The sequence below is a fragment of the Streptomyces herbicida genome (assembly GCF_032656585.1).
Taxonomy (GTDB): domain Bacteria; phylum Actinomycetota; class Actinomycetes; order Streptomycetales; family Streptomycetaceae; genus Streptomyces; species Streptomyces herbicida.
Window position 1 is genome coordinate 471022 of sequence record NZ_JAUYWJ010000004.1, and the last position, 18062, is coordinate 489083.

Annotated in this window: 16 protein-coding genes and 1 pseudogene; 7 read left to right on the forward strand and 10 right to left on the reverse strand. The window is 72.9% G+C overall.

The genetic code is table 11. The features are described 5' to 3' along the window. Window positions 1-126: 126 nt before the first annotated feature. Both Q8A52_RS11885 and Q8A52_RS11890 read right to left on the reverse strand, forming a co-directional pair. A complete protein-coding gene (locus tag Q8A52_RS11885) occupies window positions 127-576 on the reverse strand; it encodes a nitroreductase family deazaflavin-dependent oxidoreductase (protein WP_316750865.1) in 450 nt (149 codons plus the stop codon). A 91-nt stretch (window positions 577-667) separates the two neighbouring features. Then, complete coding sequence (locus Q8A52_RS11890) at window positions 668-1300, reverse strand: LysE family transporter (protein ID WP_316750867.1); 633 nt, start codon at window positions 1298-1300, stop codon at window positions 668-670. A gap of 288 nt (window positions 1301-1588) precedes the next feature. Here Q8A52_RS11890 and Q8A52_RS11895 point away from each other — a divergent pair, with 288 nt between their 5' ends. The 3 genes from Q8A52_RS11895 (at window position 1589) to Q8A52_RS11905 (ending at window position 3652) form a co-directional block, all read left to right on the forward strand. Further along, window positions 1589-2818 (forward strand): cytochrome P450, encoded by a 1230-nt coding sequence (locus Q8A52_RS11895; protein WP_316750869.1) that lies wholly within the window; start codon window positions 1589-1591, stop codon window positions 2816-2818. A 12-nt stretch (window positions 2819-2830) separates the two neighbouring features. Further along, window positions 2831-3034: a ferredoxin gene (locus tag Q8A52_RS11900; protein WP_316750871.1), complete on the forward strand. Its 204-nt coding sequence runs from the start codon at window positions 2831-2833 to the stop codon at window positions 3032-3034. An 81-nt stretch (window positions 3035-3115) separates the two neighbouring features. Then, window positions 3116-3652, forward strand: a complete 537-nt coding sequence (locus Q8A52_RS11905; RefSeq protein WP_316750873.1) for a flavoprotein — start codon at window positions 3116-3118, stop codon at window positions 3650-3652. Window positions 3653-3677: 25 nt separating this feature from the next. On the opposite strand, the gene Q8A52_RS11910 is transcribed toward Q8A52_RS11905, so the two are convergent. After that, on the reverse strand, window positions 3678-4544 hold the full coding sequence (locus Q8A52_RS11910) for an endo alpha-1,4 polygalactosaminidase (protein WP_316750875.1): 867 nt from the start codon (window positions 4542-4544) through the stop codon (window positions 3678-3680). Between the two features lie 240 nt (window positions 4545-4784). Between Q8A52_RS11910 and Q8A52_RS11915 the strand changes: the two genes are divergently transcribed. Beyond that, window positions 4785-5753, forward strand: coding sequence for an aldo/keto reductase (locus tag Q8A52_RS11915; protein WP_316750877.1), 969 nt, complete (start codon window positions 4785-4787; stop codon window positions 5751-5753). Window positions 5754-5784: 31 nt separating this feature from the next. On the opposite strand, the pseudogene Q8A52_RS11920 reads toward Q8A52_RS11915, so the two are convergent. Beyond that, window positions 5785-6462 (reverse strand): annotated as a pseudogene (locus Q8A52_RS11920) (phytanoyl-CoA dioxygenase family protein). Between the two features lie 166 nt (window positions 6463-6628). On the opposite strand from Q8A52_RS11920, the gene Q8A52_RS11925 reads away from it, so the two are divergent. Together Q8A52_RS11925 and Q8A52_RS11930 are read left to right on the forward strand one after the other, a co-directional pair. After that, complete coding sequence (locus tag Q8A52_RS11925; RefSeq protein ID WP_316750879.1) at window positions 6629-6889, forward strand: hypothetical protein; 261 nt, start codon at window positions 6629-6631, stop codon at window positions 6887-6889. A 429-nt stretch (window positions 6890-7318) separates the two neighbouring features. Next, complete coding sequence (locus tag Q8A52_RS11930; protein ID WP_316750881.1) at window positions 7319-9289, forward strand: RICIN domain-containing protein; 1971 nt, start codon at window positions 7319-7321, stop codon at window positions 9287-9289. A gap of 93 nt (window positions 9290-9382) precedes the next feature. On the opposite strand, the gene Q8A52_RS11935 is transcribed toward Q8A52_RS11930, so the two are convergent. From Q8A52_RS11935 to Q8A52_RS11955, 5 genes are all read right to left on the reverse strand, one after another. Continuing rightward, on the reverse strand, window positions 9383-9874 hold the full coding sequence (locus Q8A52_RS11935; protein WP_316750883.1) for a universal stress protein: 492 nt from the start codon (window positions 9872-9874) through the stop codon (window positions 9383-9385). A gap of 20 nt (window positions 9875-9894) precedes the next feature. Beyond that, window positions 9895-11145 carry an arsenic transporter gene (locus Q8A52_RS11940; protein WP_316751041.1) on the reverse strand — a complete coding sequence of 417 codons (1251 nt, stop codon included), beginning with the start codon at window positions 11143-11145 and terminating at the stop codon, window positions 9895-9897. Between the two features lie 64 nt (window positions 11146-11209). After that, on the reverse strand, window positions 11210-12454 hold the full coding sequence (locus Q8A52_RS11945) for a polysaccharide deacetylase family protein (protein WP_316750884.1): 1245 nt from the start codon (window positions 12452-12454) through the stop codon (window positions 11210-11212). A gap of 189 nt (window positions 12455-12643) precedes the next feature. Beyond that, complete coding sequence (locus Q8A52_RS11950) at window positions 12644-13324, reverse strand: DUF4232 domain-containing protein (RefSeq protein ID WP_316750886.1); 681 nt, start codon at window positions 13322-13324, stop codon at window positions 12644-12646. A gap of 137 nt (window positions 13325-13461) precedes the next feature. Beyond that, window positions 13462-14997, reverse strand: a complete 1536-nt coding sequence (locus tag Q8A52_RS11955) for a serine/threonine-protein kinase (RefSeq protein WP_316750888.1) — start codon at window positions 14995-14997, stop codon at window positions 13462-13464. Between the two features lie 46 nt (window positions 14998-15043). Here Q8A52_RS11955 and Q8A52_RS11960 point away from each other — a divergent pair, with 46 nt between their 5' ends. Next, window positions 15044-15592: an RNA polymerase sigma factor gene (locus Q8A52_RS11960; RefSeq protein ID WP_316750890.1), complete on the forward strand. Its 549-nt coding sequence runs from the start codon at window positions 15044-15046 to the stop codon at window positions 15590-15592. 19 nt (window positions 15593-15611) lie between these two features. Here Q8A52_RS11960 and Q8A52_RS11965 read toward each other — a convergent pair whose 3' ends face one another. Beyond that, entirely contained in the window at window positions 15612-17990 is a 2379-nt protein-coding gene (locus tag Q8A52_RS11965; RefSeq protein WP_316750892.1) for a SpoIIE family protein phosphatase, read from the reverse strand. Between the last annotated feature and the right edge of the window lie 72 nt (window positions 17991-18062).

Consider the following 18062-nt stretch of genomic DNA (forward strand, 5'->3'; position numbering starts at 1 on the left):
GCCGGTTCATGCTTGCCCGGAACAGATTTTTCTGAAAGTCGGCGGCCCGCGGCCGGAAAGACGGCGGCTCCGGGCCCCGAGGACGGGGGCCGGGGCCGGAGGCGGCCGCCGTCCGCAGTTCCGGGATCAGCCGGCGTCGGCCGGTTCGAGGAGGAAGACCGGGATCGCGCGGGAGGTCTTCTCCTGGTACTCCGCGTACGGCGGATACGCGGCCACGGCCCGGTCCCACCACACGGCCTTCTCCTCGCCGGTCAGCTCACGCGCCGTCATGTCCTGCTTGGCCGGCCCGTCCTGCAGTTCCACACGGGGATCGGCCTTGACGTTGAAGTACCAGACCGGATGCTTCGGCGCGCCGCCCTGCGAGGCGACCACCGCATACCGGCCGTCGTGCTCCACCCGCATCAGCGGCGTCTTGCGGATCTTGCCACTCCGGGCACCCAGGGTCGTCAGCAGGATCACGGGCAGCCCCGTGTCCAGCAGCGTCGTCCCTTTGGTGCCACCGGAGCTCTCGTACAACTCGACCTGCTCCCGGACCCACTGGGCCGGGCTGGGCTCGTACTCGCCCTCAAGAGGCATGAGGTTCGTCCCCTCTTCGGTACCGCGTCCTACTGGCAGCCTGCTTCAACACCGGGGGAGACACGAATCATCCGCACCGCGGTCCCGTCCGTCACACCGGTGATACCGCCATCCGTATCGCGAGCGCCAAGATCACGCCACTCGACAGCAACGCCGTCACCAGCCGTCCGCGCAGGCCGGTCAGGGCCCGGCCGAGCAGTGCGCCGCTGCCGGCGAGCAGGAGCTGCCAGCTCGCGGAGGCCGCGAAGGCGGCCAGCACGAACACCCCCTGTTCCAGGGGTGGCACGGCGTGTGCGGTACGGGTACCGAGGACCAGCGCGGCGAAGTAGATCACGGTGGTGGGGTTCAGCAGGGTGATGCCGAGAAGGCCGAGATACGCGCGTGCCGGGCCGGGTACCGGCCGGTCGGGCCGGGAGCTGAGCCGGTGCTCGCGGTAGTGCCGCAGCGCGATGACCGCGCCCCGCGCGGCCAGCGCGGCCAGCACCAGGGCGGAGGCCCAGCGCAGCGGTCCGAGCACCGGCCGCAGCGCCGCCGCGAGGGCCGTGCCCCCGACTGTGGCCGCCAGCGCGTACAGGCCGTCGGCGCTGGCCACGCCCAGCGCGGCGCAGGCGCCGGTCCGCAGTGACGTACGAGCCGTGAGGGACACTAGATATGTCGCTACCGCTCCGACCGGTACGGCGATGCCGTACCCGGCGAGCAGGCCCGCGACCAGCGCGGCCGTCACGGGCGTGTGGAATCGGGCCTCCGCGGACGGCAGGGCTGCTGCTGGACCGGCACCGCGGGGACGGCGGAGGTCGGCGGCAGAAAGGCGTCTGTGGTGGTCATGGGCAGATCCTGCGGTCGGTGAACCGGCCGTGGCAAGCGAATTTCGGCGCGGAATCGACGGCCGGGCACCGCATGCTCGGCCAGATCGCGCTGATCACCGATCTGGCCGAACTTGCCGTCGTTCCATAGATGCCCGGGGCATCTAATGAAGATCGGCACGACGCACTCTTCGTCTGCGAGGTGTTCCATGACGGAACTGACGGAACTCACGGAGCCGGCCGGTCCGGCCGCACCCGTCGCCTTCCCCCAGGACCGCACCTGCCCCTACCACCCGCCCACCGGCTACGACTCGCTGCGCGACCGGCGCCCCCTGGCCCGGGTCACCCTCTACGACGGCCGTCCGGCCTGGATGGTCACCGGCCTTTCGGCCGCCCGGGCGCTGCTGTCCGACCCCCGGCTGTCCACCGACCGCACCCGCCCGGGCTTTCCCATGCCCACGGCCCGCTTCGCCGCTTCCCGCGCCGTCCGGGTCGCGCTGCTGGGCGTCGACGACCCCCAGCACCGCACCCAGCGGCGGATGATGATCCCCTCCTTCACCCTGAAACGCGCTGCCGGACTGCGGCCCGACATCCAGCGGATCGCCGACGAGCTGATCGACGCGATGATGGCGCACGGCCCGGGCGCCGAGCTCGTCAGCGCCTTCGCGCTGCCCGTGCCGTCCATGGTGATCTGCTCGCTGCTCGGCGTCCCGTACGCCGACCACGAGTTCTTCGAGGGACAGTCGCGCCGCCTGCTGCGCGGACCGGAGGCCGCCGACACCCTGGACGCGCGGGCGCGGCTGGAGACGTATCTGCTCGCGTTGATCGAGCGCAAGCGGCAGGACCCGGAGCCCGGCGACGGCATTCTCGACGAACTCGTCCACCAGCACTTGCGCGACGGCGACGTGGACCGCGAGGAACTCGTCGCACTGGCGATCATCCTGCTGGTCGCGGGCCATGAGACGACCGCCAACATGATCTCCCTCGGCACCTACACGCTCCTGCAGAACCCCGAGCGGCTGGCCGAGCTCCGCGCCGACCCCGGGCTCCTGCCCGCCGCGGTCGAGGAGCTGATGCGGATGCTGTCCATCGCGGACGGGCTGCTCCGGATCGCCCTGGAGGACATCGAGCTGGAGGGGGCGACGATCCGGAAGGGCGAGGGTGTGGTCTTCGCGACCTCCGTCATCAACCGCGACGACTCCGTGTACACCGAGCCCGACACCCTGGACTGGCACCGCCCGGCCCGCCATCACGTCGGCTTCGGCTTCGGTATCCACCAGTGCCTCGGCCAGAACCTGGCCCGCGCCGAGCTGGAGATCGCCCTCGGCACGCTCTTCGCGCGGCTGCCGGGACTGCGTCTTGCCGCCCGGCCGGAGGAGATTCCCTTCAAACCCGGCGACACGATCCAGGGGATGCTGGAACTCCCCGTGACCTGGTAAGAGGCTCTTGCCATGCGCATCGACATCGACAGGGACGTCTGTATCGGCGCGGGCCAGTGCGCCCTGGCCGCCCCGAACGTCTTCAGCCAGGACGACGACGGCTACAGCATGCTCATCCCCGGCAAGGAGGACGGCGCCGGCGATCCGATGGTGCGGGACGCGGCCCGCGCCTGCCCGGTCGGCGCCATCAAGGTGACCGAGGCCGCCACCGGCTGACACCGGCCGCCGCGCTCCGGCGGCATCCACGCACCCGAGCGCGGGCGGGAGCCGTACCGTGCGCCCGAGTAGGGTGCCCGGATGACCGAACAGACCGACCGGCCCTTCCTCTACCTCGTCGTCTGCGCCGCCGGGATCGCCGCGGGCGTCAGCAAGCTGATCAGCGCCGCGCAGGAGCGGGACTGGGAGGTCGGCGTCATAGCGACGCCGGTCGCGGCGGGCGGGTTCTTCGACATCGCCGCCGTCGAGGCGCAGACCGGCCGTCCCGTCCGCTCCGCCTGGCGGACCCCGGCCGATCCGCGCCCCTTCCCGGCACCGGACGCCGTGGTGGTCGCGCCGGCCACCTTCAACACGGTCAACAAGTGGGCGGCCGGGATCGCCGACACCCTCGCCCTGGGCACGCTCTGCGAGGCCTGCGGTCTCGGCGTCCCGATCGCCGCCCTGCCGTGCGTGGCGGACGCGCTGGCCGCCCATCCCGCCTACCAGGACAGCCTGATACGGCTGCGCGGGATGGGTGTCCGGATCGGCCAGCCCTACTCCGGTGAGCCCGACGAGTCCGGCAGGCGGCCGGAGTTCCCGTGGGAGGACGCGCTGGAGCTGCTGGAGCGCGACCGGTGAGGGGCGCGGCAGGGTGGGCGCGAGGTCACGGGCGCACCTTGCGCACGTATTCGGCACTGCCGGGCGTCGACACCATCCGGTCCCGGCGCACGATGCTCAGCCTGTCGCCGAAGCCCGCGACGGCCTTGCGCAGCCCCTTGTCCGAGTACTCGATGACGACCACCCGGTCGTCGAACGCCCTGGCATAGGTGCCGCACTCGTCGTACTCACCGCACTCCTCGGCCACCGCGAAGTCCAGCCCGGCCTTCTTCCTGACGCCCGCCAGCTCCGGTGTGTTCTTCTGGCCGACGGCCAGGTGCCGGGCGTGCGCGTGCCGGGAGAGCAGGGCGATGAACGCGGTCGCGTCGTCGGCGGTCAGCAGGTCCTGGGAGCGTGTGTAGCTGTCGTAGTTGTCCGGCTCGACGGCGTCGAAACCCTTGGTGGCGCACTGGTCGATCCACCGGTCGACTCTCTTGGCGACGCGCTCGCGCCTGGCCGGGGTGCGGATGTCGAGCAGCGGCTCGTCCCAGTCCTCGTCGATGACCACCTTGCCGTCGGCATCGCGCAGCAGCAGGTCGGCGGGCCAGGCGGCGTGCTCCTCCGGCTGGGCCTGGAAGGCGTTGACGTAGCAGATGTTGTAGAGGCCGGGCGCGGGGGACGAGGAGCGGTCCCGGCTGACGATGCGCACGCCCTTCGGCGGGGGATAGGCACCGCCGATCTGGTAGTCGAAACCGGCGTGCCGCGGCGGGAGCCGCACCTGCGCGGACGCGGTCCGCGACGGATGCGCCGGGTCCGGCTTCGACGACCCGCTCGATCCGCATCCGGCCAGCCCCACGGCCATCAGGACGGCAAGCACAACGGCGCCGACGGTCGTCCCGGGACCTCCGACGCGGGGAACACCCTTGGCGGGCATGTACTCCGCTCCATCGATCGCGGGTACGGCCCCGCCTCGGACCGGCGCGGCGGTCCTGGTGACTCGGGCCGGGCTGAGAACGTGTCCGTTACCGGCTGGGCGCACCTCTGCGTGCCTGCGCTCAGCGCGGCGGCACGTGTTTCAGGATCCAACCGTCCGCACACGATCGTCGTCAAGCGGGGGTGGTCCGACGTCGTACGCTCCCAGTTGACAACCGACCCGAAGGCAGGAGCAGCAACGATGCAGTACGTGAAGCTCGGTTCGACGGGCCTGGACGTGTCGCGGATCTGTCTGGGCTGCATGACCTACGGCCTGCCGGACCGCGGAGTCCACGAGTGGACCCTCGACGAGGAGGCGTCACGCCCGCTGATCCGGCAGGCGCTGGAGGCGGGCATCAACTTCTTCGACACGGCCAACGTCTACTCGGACGGCACCAGCGAGGAGATCGTGGGCAAGGCGCTGCGCGACTTCGCGTCCCGCGACGAGGTCGTGCTCGCCACCAAGGTGCACGGACGGATGCGCCCGGGACCGAACGGGGGCGGGCTGTCCCGCAAGGCGGTCATGTCGGAGATCGACCACAGCCTGCGCCGTCTCGGCACCGACTACGTCGACCTCTACCAGATCCACCGCTATGACCACGCCACGCCGGTCGAGGAGACGATGGAGGCGCTGCACGACCTGGTCAAGGCGGGCAAGGTCCGCTACATCGGGGCCAGTTCGATGTACGCGTGGGAGTTCTCCAAGGCCCAGTACACCGCCGAGCGGCACGGCTGGACCAAGTTCGTGTCCATGCAGAACCACTACAACCTGCTCTACCGCGAGGAGGAGCGGGAGATGCTGCCGCTCTGCGCGGACCAGGGTGTGGGCGTGCTGCCCTGGAGCCCGCTCGCCCGCGGCCGCCTCACCCGCGACTGGGGCACCGTCACCGAACGCAGCGCGAACGACAACTTCGGCAGCCGCCTCTACCTGGAGGGCGACCACGCGATCGTGGAGGCCGTCACCCGTATCGCCGGCGACCGGGGCGTCCCGCGCGCCCAGGTCGCCCTCGCCTGGCTGCTGCACCAGGGCACGGTGGTCGCGCCGATCGTCGGTGCCGCCAGGCCGCAGCACATCGAGGACGCGGTGGCCGCCGTGGAACTCGAACTGAGCGAAAAGGAGATCGAGGAGCTGGAGCGGCCCTACACCCCGCATGCCATCAGCGGCCACTGACGGCCCGTCAGCGAGGTCCGTGCGGTGCGAACTAGGTGCCGCACGGGGCGGCGCACGGGGCGGCGCCTTCGCTCTCGCGGAGCGGGACGCGGCCGCCGGACATGGACAGCGTGCGGTAGTAGCCGCCGATACCCCGCGTGGAGCGACCCGCGTGGTGACCGATGTCACCCGGTGCCATGTCGACCGGTACGGCCGTCGGACCGGGCGGCGGCGGTACGTACTCCCGGGCGAACGACAGCTCCTCGTCCGCCTCCTCGGGGCGGAGCAGCTCCATCCGGTGCGTGCCGGGGACGACTTCGAGCCCGCCGTCGTCCCGGTCGATCACCTCGCAGGCGACCCAGGCGGCGACACAGGTGTCAGAACATGCTCTCCGCGGCCAGCGCCTCCTCGCCCAGAAGGGCCTCGAAGACGGTCCGCAGCCGCACGTGCAGAAGGAAGGCGCGGGCGAGCGGGCTGAACTCGTGCGGCTGCATCACCCGCGGATGTGTGTGCAGCGGACCGGCCGGGCCGTCGCCCCGCGGGGGCCGGGGCTCGAAGCGCCCGGGCACGGGACCGGACGCGTGCAGCGCCGCGAAATCGGCGCACAGCCGGTCGATCTCGTCGTACCCGAACAGCCCGCGTACGACCGCGACGCCCGCCTCCTCGAACTCCTGCCGCACCGCCTGCGGCAGGATGGGGCGCCGGCGGCGCCGATGTCCGTGGCTGTCATGTGTCCACCCTTCGGTCCGGTGTGCTCGGTCCCGTCCTCGGTCCGCCAAGCCAGGCCGACGCCCGCGCCCGGAGGATGCCCGTGACCACTGAGGGACTGCCCGAGGCTGCCGCCCCGGGAGATCCCTCCCCGCCGCCCCACCTGGACGACAGGCGGGCGCGGCCTGATGTGCCAGGGCACGGCGGAGGCGCACCCCGCGGCCGGGGACCTGGTGGTGCTCGCCCCCGGCGTCCGGCACCGCCATGCGGTCCCCCCCGGCTCGCGGCGCCGGCGGTTCTGGTGGACGCACTGCCAGGCCAGGCCCTCCTGGACCGCCTGGCTGTGCCGCTGCACCGTGGGCGACGGGATGCACGCCGTCCCTGCCGTGGTGGCCGTCGCCCATGGCAGCGCGGCACCGATCCTCGGGTGCGCCGCGCCGAGGACTTGATCGCGGCCGACCCCGGCGCCGCGCACACGGTCCGCTCGCTCGCCGGGAGTGCCGCGCTGTCGCCCTTCCGGTTCGCGTATCTCTTCACCGAGGATCGATACCGCAATTACCGGGCGATTCGCCACGGCAAGATCTCACCCGCGGGACCTATTGACGATTCGTCAATTCCCCCGGATCGCCGAGCAATGCCAAAACGTCTGGATCTCTTGTTCATACAGGCTGACCTGTGCAAAAGTGTGCGCTGTCGGCGCGCAGACAATTACTTTTGCCGCTGTGCGCGCGAGGCCGCTCCCGTACGCCCCCCACGCTTCAAAAGAGCTGCCGAAGGCGAACGTTCGAGATGCCGAACCCCGTTCGGGCCAAGTCGGCCCGGCCGTATGCCTATTGGTATGGACTAAATGCCGTCTTGCGTCTGGGAGGAATGCAGCCGTGAATGACGCAGGCTCGTCGAATTCCCCGGGCCCGGTCAGGCCGTTCGACGTCACGGACGAGCAACTGAGTGCCGAGCTGAAGAAGTGGACGGGGACGACGCCCGCGCTCCATCCCGTGGGCGAACTCCTCGACCGCCATTGGGAAGCGGCCTTCGCCTACGCCCGGCTGTGCACCGACGGACCGCGCGCGGCGGGGATGCTCACCACCGCCGCGTTCACAAGGCTCTTCGGCGAGTCGCTCCGGCAGGCGGGCCCGACCTCCGCCTGGCGGCCCCATCTGCTGGTCACCGTGCGCCGCATCGCTGCGGAGTGGGACAGCGACGGCCGTCAGGAACTGCTGCACCCCGCCCTCCTCACCGGCACCGGCCCCGGGGACCGCGCGGCGGCCCGGCTGCTGCCGCCCGCGAACCGGCGCCTGCTGTCCCGTGCGTTCCAGCGGCTGCCCCAGTCCTCCCGCGCCGTGCTGTGGCACACCGAGGTCGAGGCCGAACCGCTCGCGGTGCCGGCGGCCCTGCTCGGACTGGACGAGGAGGGGGCCCGTGCCGAACTCCGCCGGGCCCGCGCGCGGCTGCGCGAGGAGTCCTTGCAGGTCCACCGTGAACTCGCCACCGAGGACGAGTGCCTGCGCTACATCCGCATGCTGGACGTGACCTTCCGGCGCGGCGCAATGACCGTCGACCCGGACCTTCAGCAGCACCTCAACCGCTGCACGCACTGCCGCAACACCGCCGACCAACTGGACAGGTTCAACGGATTCCTCGGCCTCACCCTGGCCGAGGCCGTGCTCGGCTGGGGCGCACAGGCCTACGTGGAATCCAGAGCGGGGCTGACCGGGGAGCCCGCCGAACCGGAGCCCCCGCGGCCGCCGGCCGCGGCTCCGGCGGGGGGCGAACCGTTCACCTCGGCCGCGGGCGAGGCCTTCGCCGCGACGGCGCCCGGCACCGCCGACGGCGACACGTACGTCCCCACCGGCCACGAATCATCCGCTGCTGCGGCCCCCGGACGCCCCGCTTCCGCCCCGCGTACCGGTGCCCGACGCTCGGCCTCCGGCCCCCGTGCCGCGGCCCGCCCTTCCGCCCCCGCGGACGGTGCCCGCTCCCACCGCTCCGCGTACCGGGCGGCCCGGCGCGCCCGTCGGCGGAATCTCGCCGCGGCCGTGGTGACCGTGAGCGGGCTCGTGGTCCTTCCGCTGGTCCTGTGGTCCGTCCTGTCCTCCGGCGACGGCCCTGCGCCGGCCCCGGGTGGCAAGCCCTCCAAGACGCCCGGCTCCGGCCCGTCGACACCGGGTCCCTCCTGGGCGGGCGCGAGCGAGACCTCCCAGGGCACCCTGAGCGGCCGGCTGCACAACGTCGGCTCCGGCCTGTGCGTCGCCGTCGTGGGCAAGAAGACCGTCGAGGGCGCGGAGACCGAGCTCGCCAAGTGCTCCTCGGCCGCGAGCCAGCGGTGGACGTACGAGACCGACGGACTGCTGCGCAACGCCGCCGCCCCCGACCTGTGCCTGGACTCCCACCTCGGCTACTCGGTCCGGCTGGCTTCGTGCGACGGCACCTCCCGGCCGAACGCCAAGGACATCCGGTACGACTTCACCCTCCAGGGCGCCCTGGTGCCCCGCTGGGACCAGGACCTGGCCCTCGCCCCGGCCGCCACCGACGGCGGGGGCGCCCTCGTCGTCAAGACCCGCGCGAACACCGCGGACCAACGCTGGGTGATCGACGCCTCCAAGCCCGACCTCCAGATGGAGGTGGTCAACTGGGGTGCCGACAGCCCGCCGTCGGCACCCGCCGCCACCCCCAAGTCGGCGACACCCTCACCTACCCCGTCGGCGACCGCGCCGACCCCGCAACCGACGCCGTCCGCCTCCGGTTCCGTGGACGTCTGCCCCACCTACCCGTACTACTGCTCCTGGGGCGGTCAGGACGCCGGCCGACACGACGGCGGCTACGGCCCGGGCACCGGACGCCGCCGCTGAGAGGTCGCGCCGACTCAGCGGTGGTGCCGGGGGAGCGGGTGCGAGGCTCGGTGCGGGTTCAGCCTCGGCCCGGGCACCGGGCGTCGCGGCCGCTCAGCGGTGGTGCGGTGGGGCGGGTGGCAGGGTGGCGAGGCCCGGTGCGGGTTCCGGCCAGACCAGGAGGACCGGGCTGGGGGCGTGGTCGACGACGAAGCGTGCGGCGGGACCCAGGCTGTGCGGGCCGAGTCGGGAGCGGTCGCCGTCACGGGCCAGGACGAGCAGATCGGCGCCCTCGGCCGCGGCGACCACCTCGCGCTCGGCGCGTCCGGCCCGTTCCTGTCGGGAGCACGGCCGTCCCAGGCGTTCGGCGGCGGCGTCGAGGAGCCCGGCCGCCGACACGCCGCCGAAGTCGTCCATCCGGTCACCGGGGTCGCGCTCGGGGTGACCGCGGCCGAGCAGCCCGGCGAAGGCCCCGTGCCCGAGCCCCGGCACACCCGGCTCACTGACGTGCAGGAGCACCACGTCCTCCGCCGCCGGAGCATGGGTGCGCACGGCGTCCACGCAGGCGGGCCAGGTGCCCTCGACGAGCCAGACGATCACCCGCATACGACCGGCCTCCCTCGGCCTCACAGAACCTGGAGCGACCCCCACAGTGCCACCACGGCCGGGACGAGGGCGGACGGCACGGCGAGCAGACCCAGCCGCGTGAACTCCTTGAGGTCCACCCCGTGTTCGTGCCGGTGCACGATCCGCCGCCACAGCAGGGTCGCCAGCGACCCGGCGTAGGTGAGGTTGGGGCCGATGTTCACCCCGATCAGCACGGCGAGGACGGCCCCGGGCCCGGCCGGCGCGATCAGCGGCAGCAGGACCAGCACCGCAGGCAGGTTGTTGATGAGATTGGCCAGGACCGCCGCCAGCGCGGCGACACCGAGCAGCGCCGGCAGACCGGTGCCGCCGGGCAGGACGTGCCCGAGGGCGTCGGCGAGCCCGTTGTCGACCACCGCCCGGACCACGATGCCGAGCGCGAGGACGAACGCGAGGAAGGCGGGTGCCGCGGCCCGCACCACCGTCAGCGGACCGGCCTTGCCCCGCACCAGGGCGCGCCCGGCGAGCACGAGCGCCCCCGCCGTCGCGGCCCACGCCGGGTCCACGCCGAGCGCCGAGGCCAGCACGAACCCCGCCAGCGTGCAGGCCACGGTCACCAGCGCGAACAACGGCAGCTCGGGCCTCTCGCCGTCCCCCGACGAGGGCGCCGCAGCCGACAGGTCGCGGGCGAAGAACCGGCGGAAGACGACGTACTCCGCGCCGATCGCGACCAGCCACGGCAGGGCCATCAGCGCCGCGAACCGGGTGAAGCTCAGCCCGCTCGCGGCGAACGCCAGCAGGTTGGTCAGGTTGGACACCGGAAGCAGCAGCGACGCCGTGTTCGACAGATGGGTGCAGGCGTACACATGCGGCTTGGGCCGTACGCCCGTCCGCGCGGCGGTCGCGAACACGACCGGTGTCAGCAGCACGACCGTGGCGTCCAGACTCAGCACCGCGGTGATCGCCGAGGCCAGCACGAACACCGCGGTCATCAGCCGCACCGGCCGGCCCCCCGCCCCCCGCGCCATCCACGCCCCGCAGGCCCTGAAGAGCCCCTCCACGTCGCAGAAGTGAGCGAGCACCAGCACCGCTGCGAGGAACCCGATGACCGGCCCGAGCCGCTCCGCCTCCTGCCGCGCGTGGTCCAGGGTGATCGCGCCGGTGGCGATCGCGATCCCGGCGGCGGGAACGGACATCACCGCCTCCGGCCACCCGAAGGGCCGTACCACGGCCCAGGCCAGTACGGCGACGAGCAGGACGACGGACAGGGCCTCGGCGAGCGCGGTGTTCAGGGCTCGGACCTCCGGGAGCGGATCACATGGTGCCCGCCCATGAAAACAGACTCCCTGGGGCGGGTTACGCGGACGGTGTGCCCGCCGCGCCCAGGAACTCCGCCCAGCCGCCCGTGGGGGACTGCCCGGGGTTGAGCGTGCGCAGCTTGCGCAGCACCGCCGGGTCCTGGGCCTCCAGCCATGCCACGAGCTGCTTGAAGGAGACGAAGCGTACGTCGTCGTGCTCGGCCATGCGGCCGATGGCCTCCTCGACGGCGTCCATGTAGATGCCGCCGTTCCAGCGCTCGAAGTGGTTGCCGATGAAGAAGGGCGCCCGGTTGGTGGTGTAGGCGCGCTGGAAGCCGGCGAGGTAGGTGTCGCGGGCCTGGGCGCGCCAGGCGTCGTACTGGGAGCGGTCGCCCAGCGGATTGCCGGCGGACTGGTTGAACATCATGTTGTAGTCCATCGACAGCACCTGGAAGGAGTGGCCGGAGAACGGTATGGACTGCAGCGGGAAGTCCCAGATCCGGCCGCCCTGCACCTTGCCCGGCCAGATCTGCAGCCCGCCGGGGGAACTGGCGTCGTACTTCCAGCCGAGCGCGGCCGCCGTGGGCAGCAGTGCGGCCTGGCCCTCCAGACACGGGGTGCGGCCGCCGATCAGCTCCTTGCGGTAGTCGAAGGGCAGCGGTTCGAGGTCGGTGAAGCCGGTGTTGGTCTTCCACCGGGTGACGAAGGAGACGGCCTGGTCGATCTCGCTGCGCCATTCGGCCGACGACCACTTGCGCACGCCGTCCGCGCCGCAGAAGTGCCCGTTGAAGTGGGTGCCGATCTCGTGGCCCTCGAGCCAGGCGGCGCGCACCTGCTGGATGGTGGCGTGGATGTGCCGGTCGGCGAGGTAGCCGATCGCGGAGGCGCCGACCGGGTGCTGCGGCGGACGGTAGAGGTGCTTCTTGGACTCGGGCAGCGTGTAGATGCCGCTGAGGAAGAAGGTCATCGAGGCGCCGTGGTCGGCGGCGATCCTGCGGAACCGGGAGAAGAGCTGGTTGCTGAGCTCGCCCGCTCCGTCCCAGGAGAACACCACGAACTGGGGCGGCTGCTTCCCGGGCTTCAGCCGGGTGGCCTTCGGCTGCTTGGGCTGGGCGCCGGTGTCGGCGGTGGAGCCGTCGCCGATCGTCTTCACGGGCCGGGCCTGCTGCTGTGTGCCCGTGCCGGGTCCGGGGCCCGAGTCACCACTCAGCGACCAGCCCCCGCCCGAACAGGCCGTCAGGGCGCCCAGGGCGCCCGCCGTCGCCCCCGCGGTCAGCAGACCCCTGCGTGAGATGCCGCTCATGTTCGTCCCCGATTCCTCGTCGCGGCTCCGGGCGGAGCCTCCTCGCTGTGCGGTCGACGGGTTTCGATGGGCGGTCACGGCGGAAAGATCGGTGCGGCCGGGGCCTGTTGCCGTCCTGTGACACTTGTGGCGCAGCAATGACGAACCCCGCTGCCGGGGGAGAGGCAGCGGGGTCCGGGTCGGGGTGGGTCAGGCGCCGGTACCGGCGCTGAAGACCGTCAGGAAGACGGCGGAGGCATTCCCGGAGACGGGCACCTCGCCGGCCGTCCACGTCACTTTGAGCGGGTCCCGTTCGTCCGGCGGGGTGACGACCAGCGCGGCCGGGGTCGCCGTCTTCGCCCCGCTGATCTCCGGGTTGGAGAAGGAAAGCCCGGCCCAGGCGCTCTGCCCGGGCTTCAGGGTGACCGTGGCGGGCGAACCGGAGGAGCGCTTGGGGTCCGGGCCGAGCTGGGCGCCCGAGGCGCTCACGAACGCGGCGCCGGGGTAGCCGCGCACGGTGCAGGTGCGAGCCGACTTGTTGGTGAGGACGATCGGGAAGTTCTCCTGTCCGGCGCCCGGGTTGTTGCGGCCCACCGAGGCACTCAGCTCGGAGGTGTGGCAGCGCGCGGTCGTGCCGGTGGTGGTCGTGGCGCCGCTCGTGCCACCGGTCGCCTTGGCGGAGGACGCCGCCCCACCGGTCGCGGCGGAAGCGCTGCCGGACGACGGTGCGGCGGAGCCCGCCGTGTCCTCGGTCGCGGGCCCGGCCGTGCCGGAGGCCGTGCGCGGGGGCGTCGTCTGGGCCGCGGGACTGCCGCAAGCGGTCAGGAGGCCCAGTACGGCGACAGCGCTCACGAGCAGGGTCCCGCGCTGCAAGGAGGGTGTGTGCACCATGTCTCTCAACACTCCTGGATCTTCGAGGCACACGGCGGACGCGTGCCTGCGGCGCCGTGTGCGCCGTCATGACTCTGCGATGCACGGGCCACCGAAAAGGTTCGCGACCCGCGTGGTTCTTCTACGATCCTTGCCCGTCAGGTGACCCGGAGCGAGCGGAGTATGCCCTCGGTCGCGTCGCCGTCCCCGCGCACCTGCACATACACCTGCGGCTGCGCGGCACCGTCCGCCGGGGTCAGCGCGGTCTCCGTGAGGGAGCCGCCGTCCGGGCAGCCGCTCCAGGCGCGGATACGGCCGTGCCAGTCCGTACCGGTGAAAGGGCGGGCGCCGGCGAAGTGGCAGCCGGAGTGGGCGAGGGCGTTCACCCGGGCGGTGACGTCGCCGTGCTCGCTCAGGCCGATGAAGACCCCGTTGACCTCGGCCGTGAGATCCGGCCACTTCGACAGGTCGTCGGCGACCTCCAGCCCCGGCTCGTGCCCGGACTTCAGCCCCAGTGCCTGCGGGTTCCAGCCGGAGTCGCGCAGCTGGCGGCCCCAGTCGGCGGGTACCTCGGCCACCACCCGTCCGGTGGAGTCCGCCACCCGCATGTCCTCGGCCGCCGCGGAGTGCCGGTGCAGCCAGGTGACCGTGCCGGCCGCGATCACCGCGGCGATCACCGCGGCCAGGGACAGCGTGAGCACGTTGAGCCGGTTGCGGACGCCGTCGAGCCTGCGCCGACGTGGTCCGGCGGGCGCGGGGTGCGGCGACCGCCCGACCGAGGACCGGGCGGCGGACGCCGCACGCGCGGGTCCGCCGGCCGGCACCACCGGGGACTCGGACCCGGGGCCGGCGGAACGCGCGGGCCTGAGCCGGCCGGCCCCGCGGCGTGCCGGTGCCGCCGACGCACGCGCGGCCAGTCGGTCCAGCTCGTCCGCGAAGGCCCCGGCACCCGGCCAGCGCCGCTCCCGGTCCGGCTCCAGGGCGCGCATCAGCGCCCGCTGCACGTCGTCGCCGAGATCCGGACGCAGCCGCTGCGGGCGGACGACCTGCCCCGGCGGTCCCGGCACGGTGCCGGTGACCAGCTCGTAGCCGACCGCACCCAGGCTGTAGACGTCGGCACGCGCGTCGATGCCCGCGCCGGGCTGTGCCTGCTCCGGCGGCTGGTATCCGGCCGAGCCGGCGGCCAGGGTGAGCCCCGAGGCCTGCGCCAGGCTCTTGGCAAGGCCCAGGTCGGCGAGCAGGACGCGATGGGTGCCGCCCGGCGCGCTGCGCAGCAGGACGTTGCTCGGCTTGATGTCCCGGTGCACGATGCCGGCCTCGTGCAGGGCCGCCGCACTCCGGGCGGCCTCGGCCGTCAGCCGCAGCGCCTCGGGCACCGGCAGCGGCCCTGCGGCGACCCGGTCGGCGAGGGTGCCGGCGTCGCCGTACTCCATCACGAAGTACGGCCTGCCGTCCTGCAGTTCCCCGATGTCGTAGACCTGCACCACGCGATTGGAGTCGGCCTTGCGCAGCAGCCGCGCCTCGGACAGGAACCGGTCCCGGATGTCCAGGCGGTGCGACCAGTTGTCGGCGAGGACCTTCACCGCGACAGGTGCCTGGAGCACGTCGTCGTGGGCGAGCCAGACGGTGCCGAAGGCACCGCTGCCCAGGGGGCGTTCGAGGCGGTAGCGGCCGATCCGCTCCGGGGATTGCATGCGACTATCATGCCTGCCCTGAGATCGACTCCGAGGGGGACCTTCTGTGGACGACGCGGCGCTGACCGAAGACCTCGCGCGGCGGGCCGCCGCGGGCGACCCCGCGGCCCTGGAACGGCTGCTGACCGAGGTCCGGCCCGAGGTCGTCCGGCGCTGCGGGCGCTTCCTGCCCTGCCGTGAGGACGCGGAGGAAGCGGCGCAGGACGTGCTGCTCCAGATAGCCCGGAAGATCTCGACCTTCGAGGGCCGCAGCCGGTTCAGCACCTGGCTCTACACGGTCGTCGCGAACTGCGCCCGCCAGAAGTACCGCGAGCTCAAGCGCCGAGCGGCGGAACAGCCCGCCTCGATCGAACCGTCCCAGTACGTCGACCCGCGCACCACCAGCGTGATCGCGGGCTCCCGGGTGGACCTGCTGGAGGCGCTGGACCGCCTGGAGCGCGAGCACCCGCACCTGGTCGCGCCGCTGATCTACCGGGACATCTGCCAGCTGGAGTACGCGGAGGTCGCCGAGCGCGTCGGCATTCCGCTGGGCACGCTCAAGTCGCGGCTGCACGAGGCCCGCAAACAGGTGCGGCCCTGGCTGACGGCCTCCTGAGCCCGATCGCGGCAGGCGGCTACTCGTCCTCCTCCTCGAACAGGCCGATCTCCGCCCAGATCGTCTTGCCCTCGGCCGTGTGCCGGCTGCCCCAGCGCTGGGTGAGCTGGGCGACCAGGAGCAGCCCGCGCCCGCCCTCGTCCCAGGTCTTGGCGCGGCGCAGGTGGGGGGCCGTGTGGCTGGTGTCGGAGACCTCGCAGATCAGGGTGGCCGCGTCGTGGATCAGCCGCAGCCGGATGGGGTGCGCGCCGTACCGGATGGCGTTGGTGACGAGCTCGCTCACCACCAGTTCCGTGGTGAACGCGGCATGGCTCAGCCGCCAGCTGTCGAGCTGCTCCACGGCCTGCTTGCGGATCGGCGCGACGAGCGCCGGGTCGGCCGGGATGTCCCAGGTCGTCACCCGGGAGGCGGGCAGCCCCTGGGTGCGCGCGAGCAGCAGGGCCACGTCGTCCTGGGCGCCGCCCGGCGGGAGCAGGGCCTTCAGGACCCGGTCGCAGGTCTCGTCCAGGGAGTCCGCGTACGACGCCAGCGCCTGGTGCAGCAGCCGTTGACCGGTGTCGACGTCCCGGTCGAGGGCCTCGATCAGACCGTCGGTGTAGAGCGTGAGCACGCTGCCCTCGCGGAGCTCGACCTCGGTGGACTCGAACGGCAGCCCGCCGAGGCCGAGCGGGGGTCCGGCCGGCATGTCGAGCTGCCGGGGCGGTCCGCCGGGCGGGATCAGCATGGGCTGGGGGTGCCCGGCGCGGGCCAGGGTGCAGCGGCGTGACACCGGGTCGTACACGGCGTACAGGCAGGTCGCGCCGACCTCGCCGGGGCTGCTGTCCCCACCCGACTCCTCGGACAGCCGGACCACCAGGTCGTCGAGGTGGGTGAGCAGCTCGTCCGGGGCCAGGTCGATGTCCGCGAGGGTGCGCACGGCGGTGCGCAGCCGGCCCATGGTGGCCGAGGCCTGGACGCCATGGCCGAGGACGTCCCCGACGACCATGGCGACCCGCATCCCGGACAGCGGGATCACGTCGAACCAGTCACCGCCCACCCCGGCGCTCGCCGCCGGCAGATAGCGGGAGGCGGCCTGCACGGCGGCCGTGCGCGGCAGCGAGCGGGGCAGCAGACTGCGCTGGAGGGCGAGGGCCGTGTCGCGCTCGCGGGAGTAGCGGCGGGCGTTGTCGACGCAGACGGCGGCGCGGGCCGTGATGTCCTCGGCCAGCAGCACGTCGTCCCCGGTGAAGGGGTCCGGGCGGCGGTGCCGGGCCAGCACGGCGACCCCCAGGGTCAGCCCGCGCGCCCGGATCGGCACGGACATCACCGAGTGGATGCCGAACTCCCGCGCCCGCTCCCCGCGCGCCGTGTCCGCGGCCAGCCACTGCTCGATGTCGGAGGGCACCGAGGCCACGATCGTGCGGCCGGCCGTGAGCGAATCGGCCTGCGGGGACGAGGCGGGGTAGAACTCGACATGGCCGGGCTTGATCACTGCCTCGGGGGTGCCCCGGAGCACCGACCGGTGCGCGGCCCGGCGCAGCGGGACCGGCGCGGTGATCCGGGCCGGGGGCTCGCCGCCGTGCTCCTGCGGATCCAGCAGGTCGACGCGGACGAAGTCGGCGAGCGCCGGCACACACACGTTCGCCAGCTCCTGAGCCGTGCGCGTGACGTCGAGTGTGGTGCCGATGCGGGCACTCGCCTCGTTGACCAGTTGCAGCCGTTCCCGGGCCCGGTAGTTGTCGGTGAAGTCGTGGGCGGTCAGGGACACCCCGCGCACCCGCCCCTCGGCGTCGGTGACCGGGGCCATCCGGGCCAGCCAGGCGTGCTCCCGGTCCTCGCGGCCGGCCCGCATGAAGGTCTCGACGTCCAGCGGCCGCCCGGTGCTGAGCACCCGGAGCAGATGGCTCTCGAGCTCCTCGCTCTCCGGCTTGCCGCCGATCTCGGACATCCGGAGCCCCTGGGCGTGCTCCAGGGGCAGCCCGATCACCTCGGCCATCGCGGCGTTCATCGTGCGCAGCCGGAGCTGTTCGTCGTACACCGAGACGGCGCACGGGGACTGGACCAGCGTGGCGCCGGCCAGCGGGTCGTCCGGTGCGGGCGGGCCGCCCTCGAGCGGGGTGACGACGAGCCAGTCGGCGGGGCGGCCGGCGCGCGGCGGACGGTGGTGGGCCAGCAGCCACACCGACACCGTACGGCCGTCGCGGTGGCGCAGACCGACCGTGCCGTCCCAGCGTGAGCCGGCGGGCAGGGACGGGACGCCGTCTTCGGCCAGCAGCCGTGCCGCGGGACGGCCCACGACATCGGCGGCCGGGTGGCCGAGCAGCCGGCGGGCGCCCTCGTTCCACTCGACCAGCGTGCCGTCCTCGCCGATGACAGCCCGGGCCGTAGCCGCATCGTCGAACGGATAGTCCGGGCTCATCGTTGCCACTCCCAAGCGCACACTCACAGTGAACAGGTGCGTCACTTGTGTTCCAGCCTAGTGCGTTCGCCT

What these genes read in the sequence shown, in the direction of transcription:
- Q8A52_RS11885 (WP_316750865.1), bottom strand. Translation starts at nt 576, where the DNA reads ATGCCTCTTGAGGGCGAGTACGAGCCCAGCCCGGCCCAGTGGGTCCGG.
- Q8A52_RS11895 (WP_316750869.1), top strand. Translation starts at nt 1,589, where the DNA reads ATGACGGAACTGACGGAACTCACGGAGCCGGCCGGTCCGGCCGCACCC.
- Q8A52_RS11900 (WP_316750871.1), top strand. Translation starts at nt 2,831, where the DNA reads ATGCGCATCGACATCGACAGGGACGTCTGTATCGGCGCGGGCCAGTGC.
- Q8A52_RS11905 (WP_316750873.1), top strand. Translation starts at nt 3,116, where the DNA reads ATGACCGAACAGACCGACCGGCCCTTCCTCTACCTCGTCGTCTGCGCC.
- Q8A52_RS11910 (WP_316750875.1), bottom strand. Translation starts at nt 4,544, where the DNA reads ATGCCCGCCAAGGGTGTTCCCCGCGTCGGAGGTCCCGGGACGACCGTC.
- Q8A52_RS11915 (WP_316750877.1), top strand. Translation starts at nt 4,785, where the DNA reads ATGCAGTACGTGAAGCTCGGTTCGACGGGCCTGGACGTGTCGCGGATC.
- Q8A52_RS11925 (WP_316750879.1), top strand. Translation starts at nt 6,629, where the DNA reads ATGTGCCAGGGCACGGCGGAGGCGCACCCCGCGGCCGGGGACCTGGTG.
- Q8A52_RS11935 (WP_316750883.1), bottom strand. Translation starts at nt 9,874, where the DNA reads ATGCGGGTGATCGTCTGGCTCGTCGAGGGCACCTGGCCCGCCTGCGTG.
- Q8A52_RS11945 (WP_316750884.1), bottom strand. Translation starts at nt 12,454, where the DNA reads ATGAGCGGCATCTCACGCAGGGGTCTGCTGACCGCGGGGGCGACGGCG.
- Q8A52_RS11950 (WP_316750886.1), bottom strand. Translation starts at nt 13,324, where the DNA reads ATGGTGCACACACCCTCCTTGCAGCGCGGGACCCTGCTCGTGAGCGCT.
- Q8A52_RS11955 (WP_316750888.1), bottom strand. Translation starts at nt 14,997, where the DNA reads ATGCAATCCCCGGAGCGGATCGGCCGCTACCGCCTCGAACGCCCCCTG.
- Q8A52_RS11965 (WP_316750892.1), bottom strand. Translation starts at nt 17,990, where the DNA reads ATGAGCCCGGACTATCCGTTCGACGATGCGGCTACGGCCCGGGCTGTC.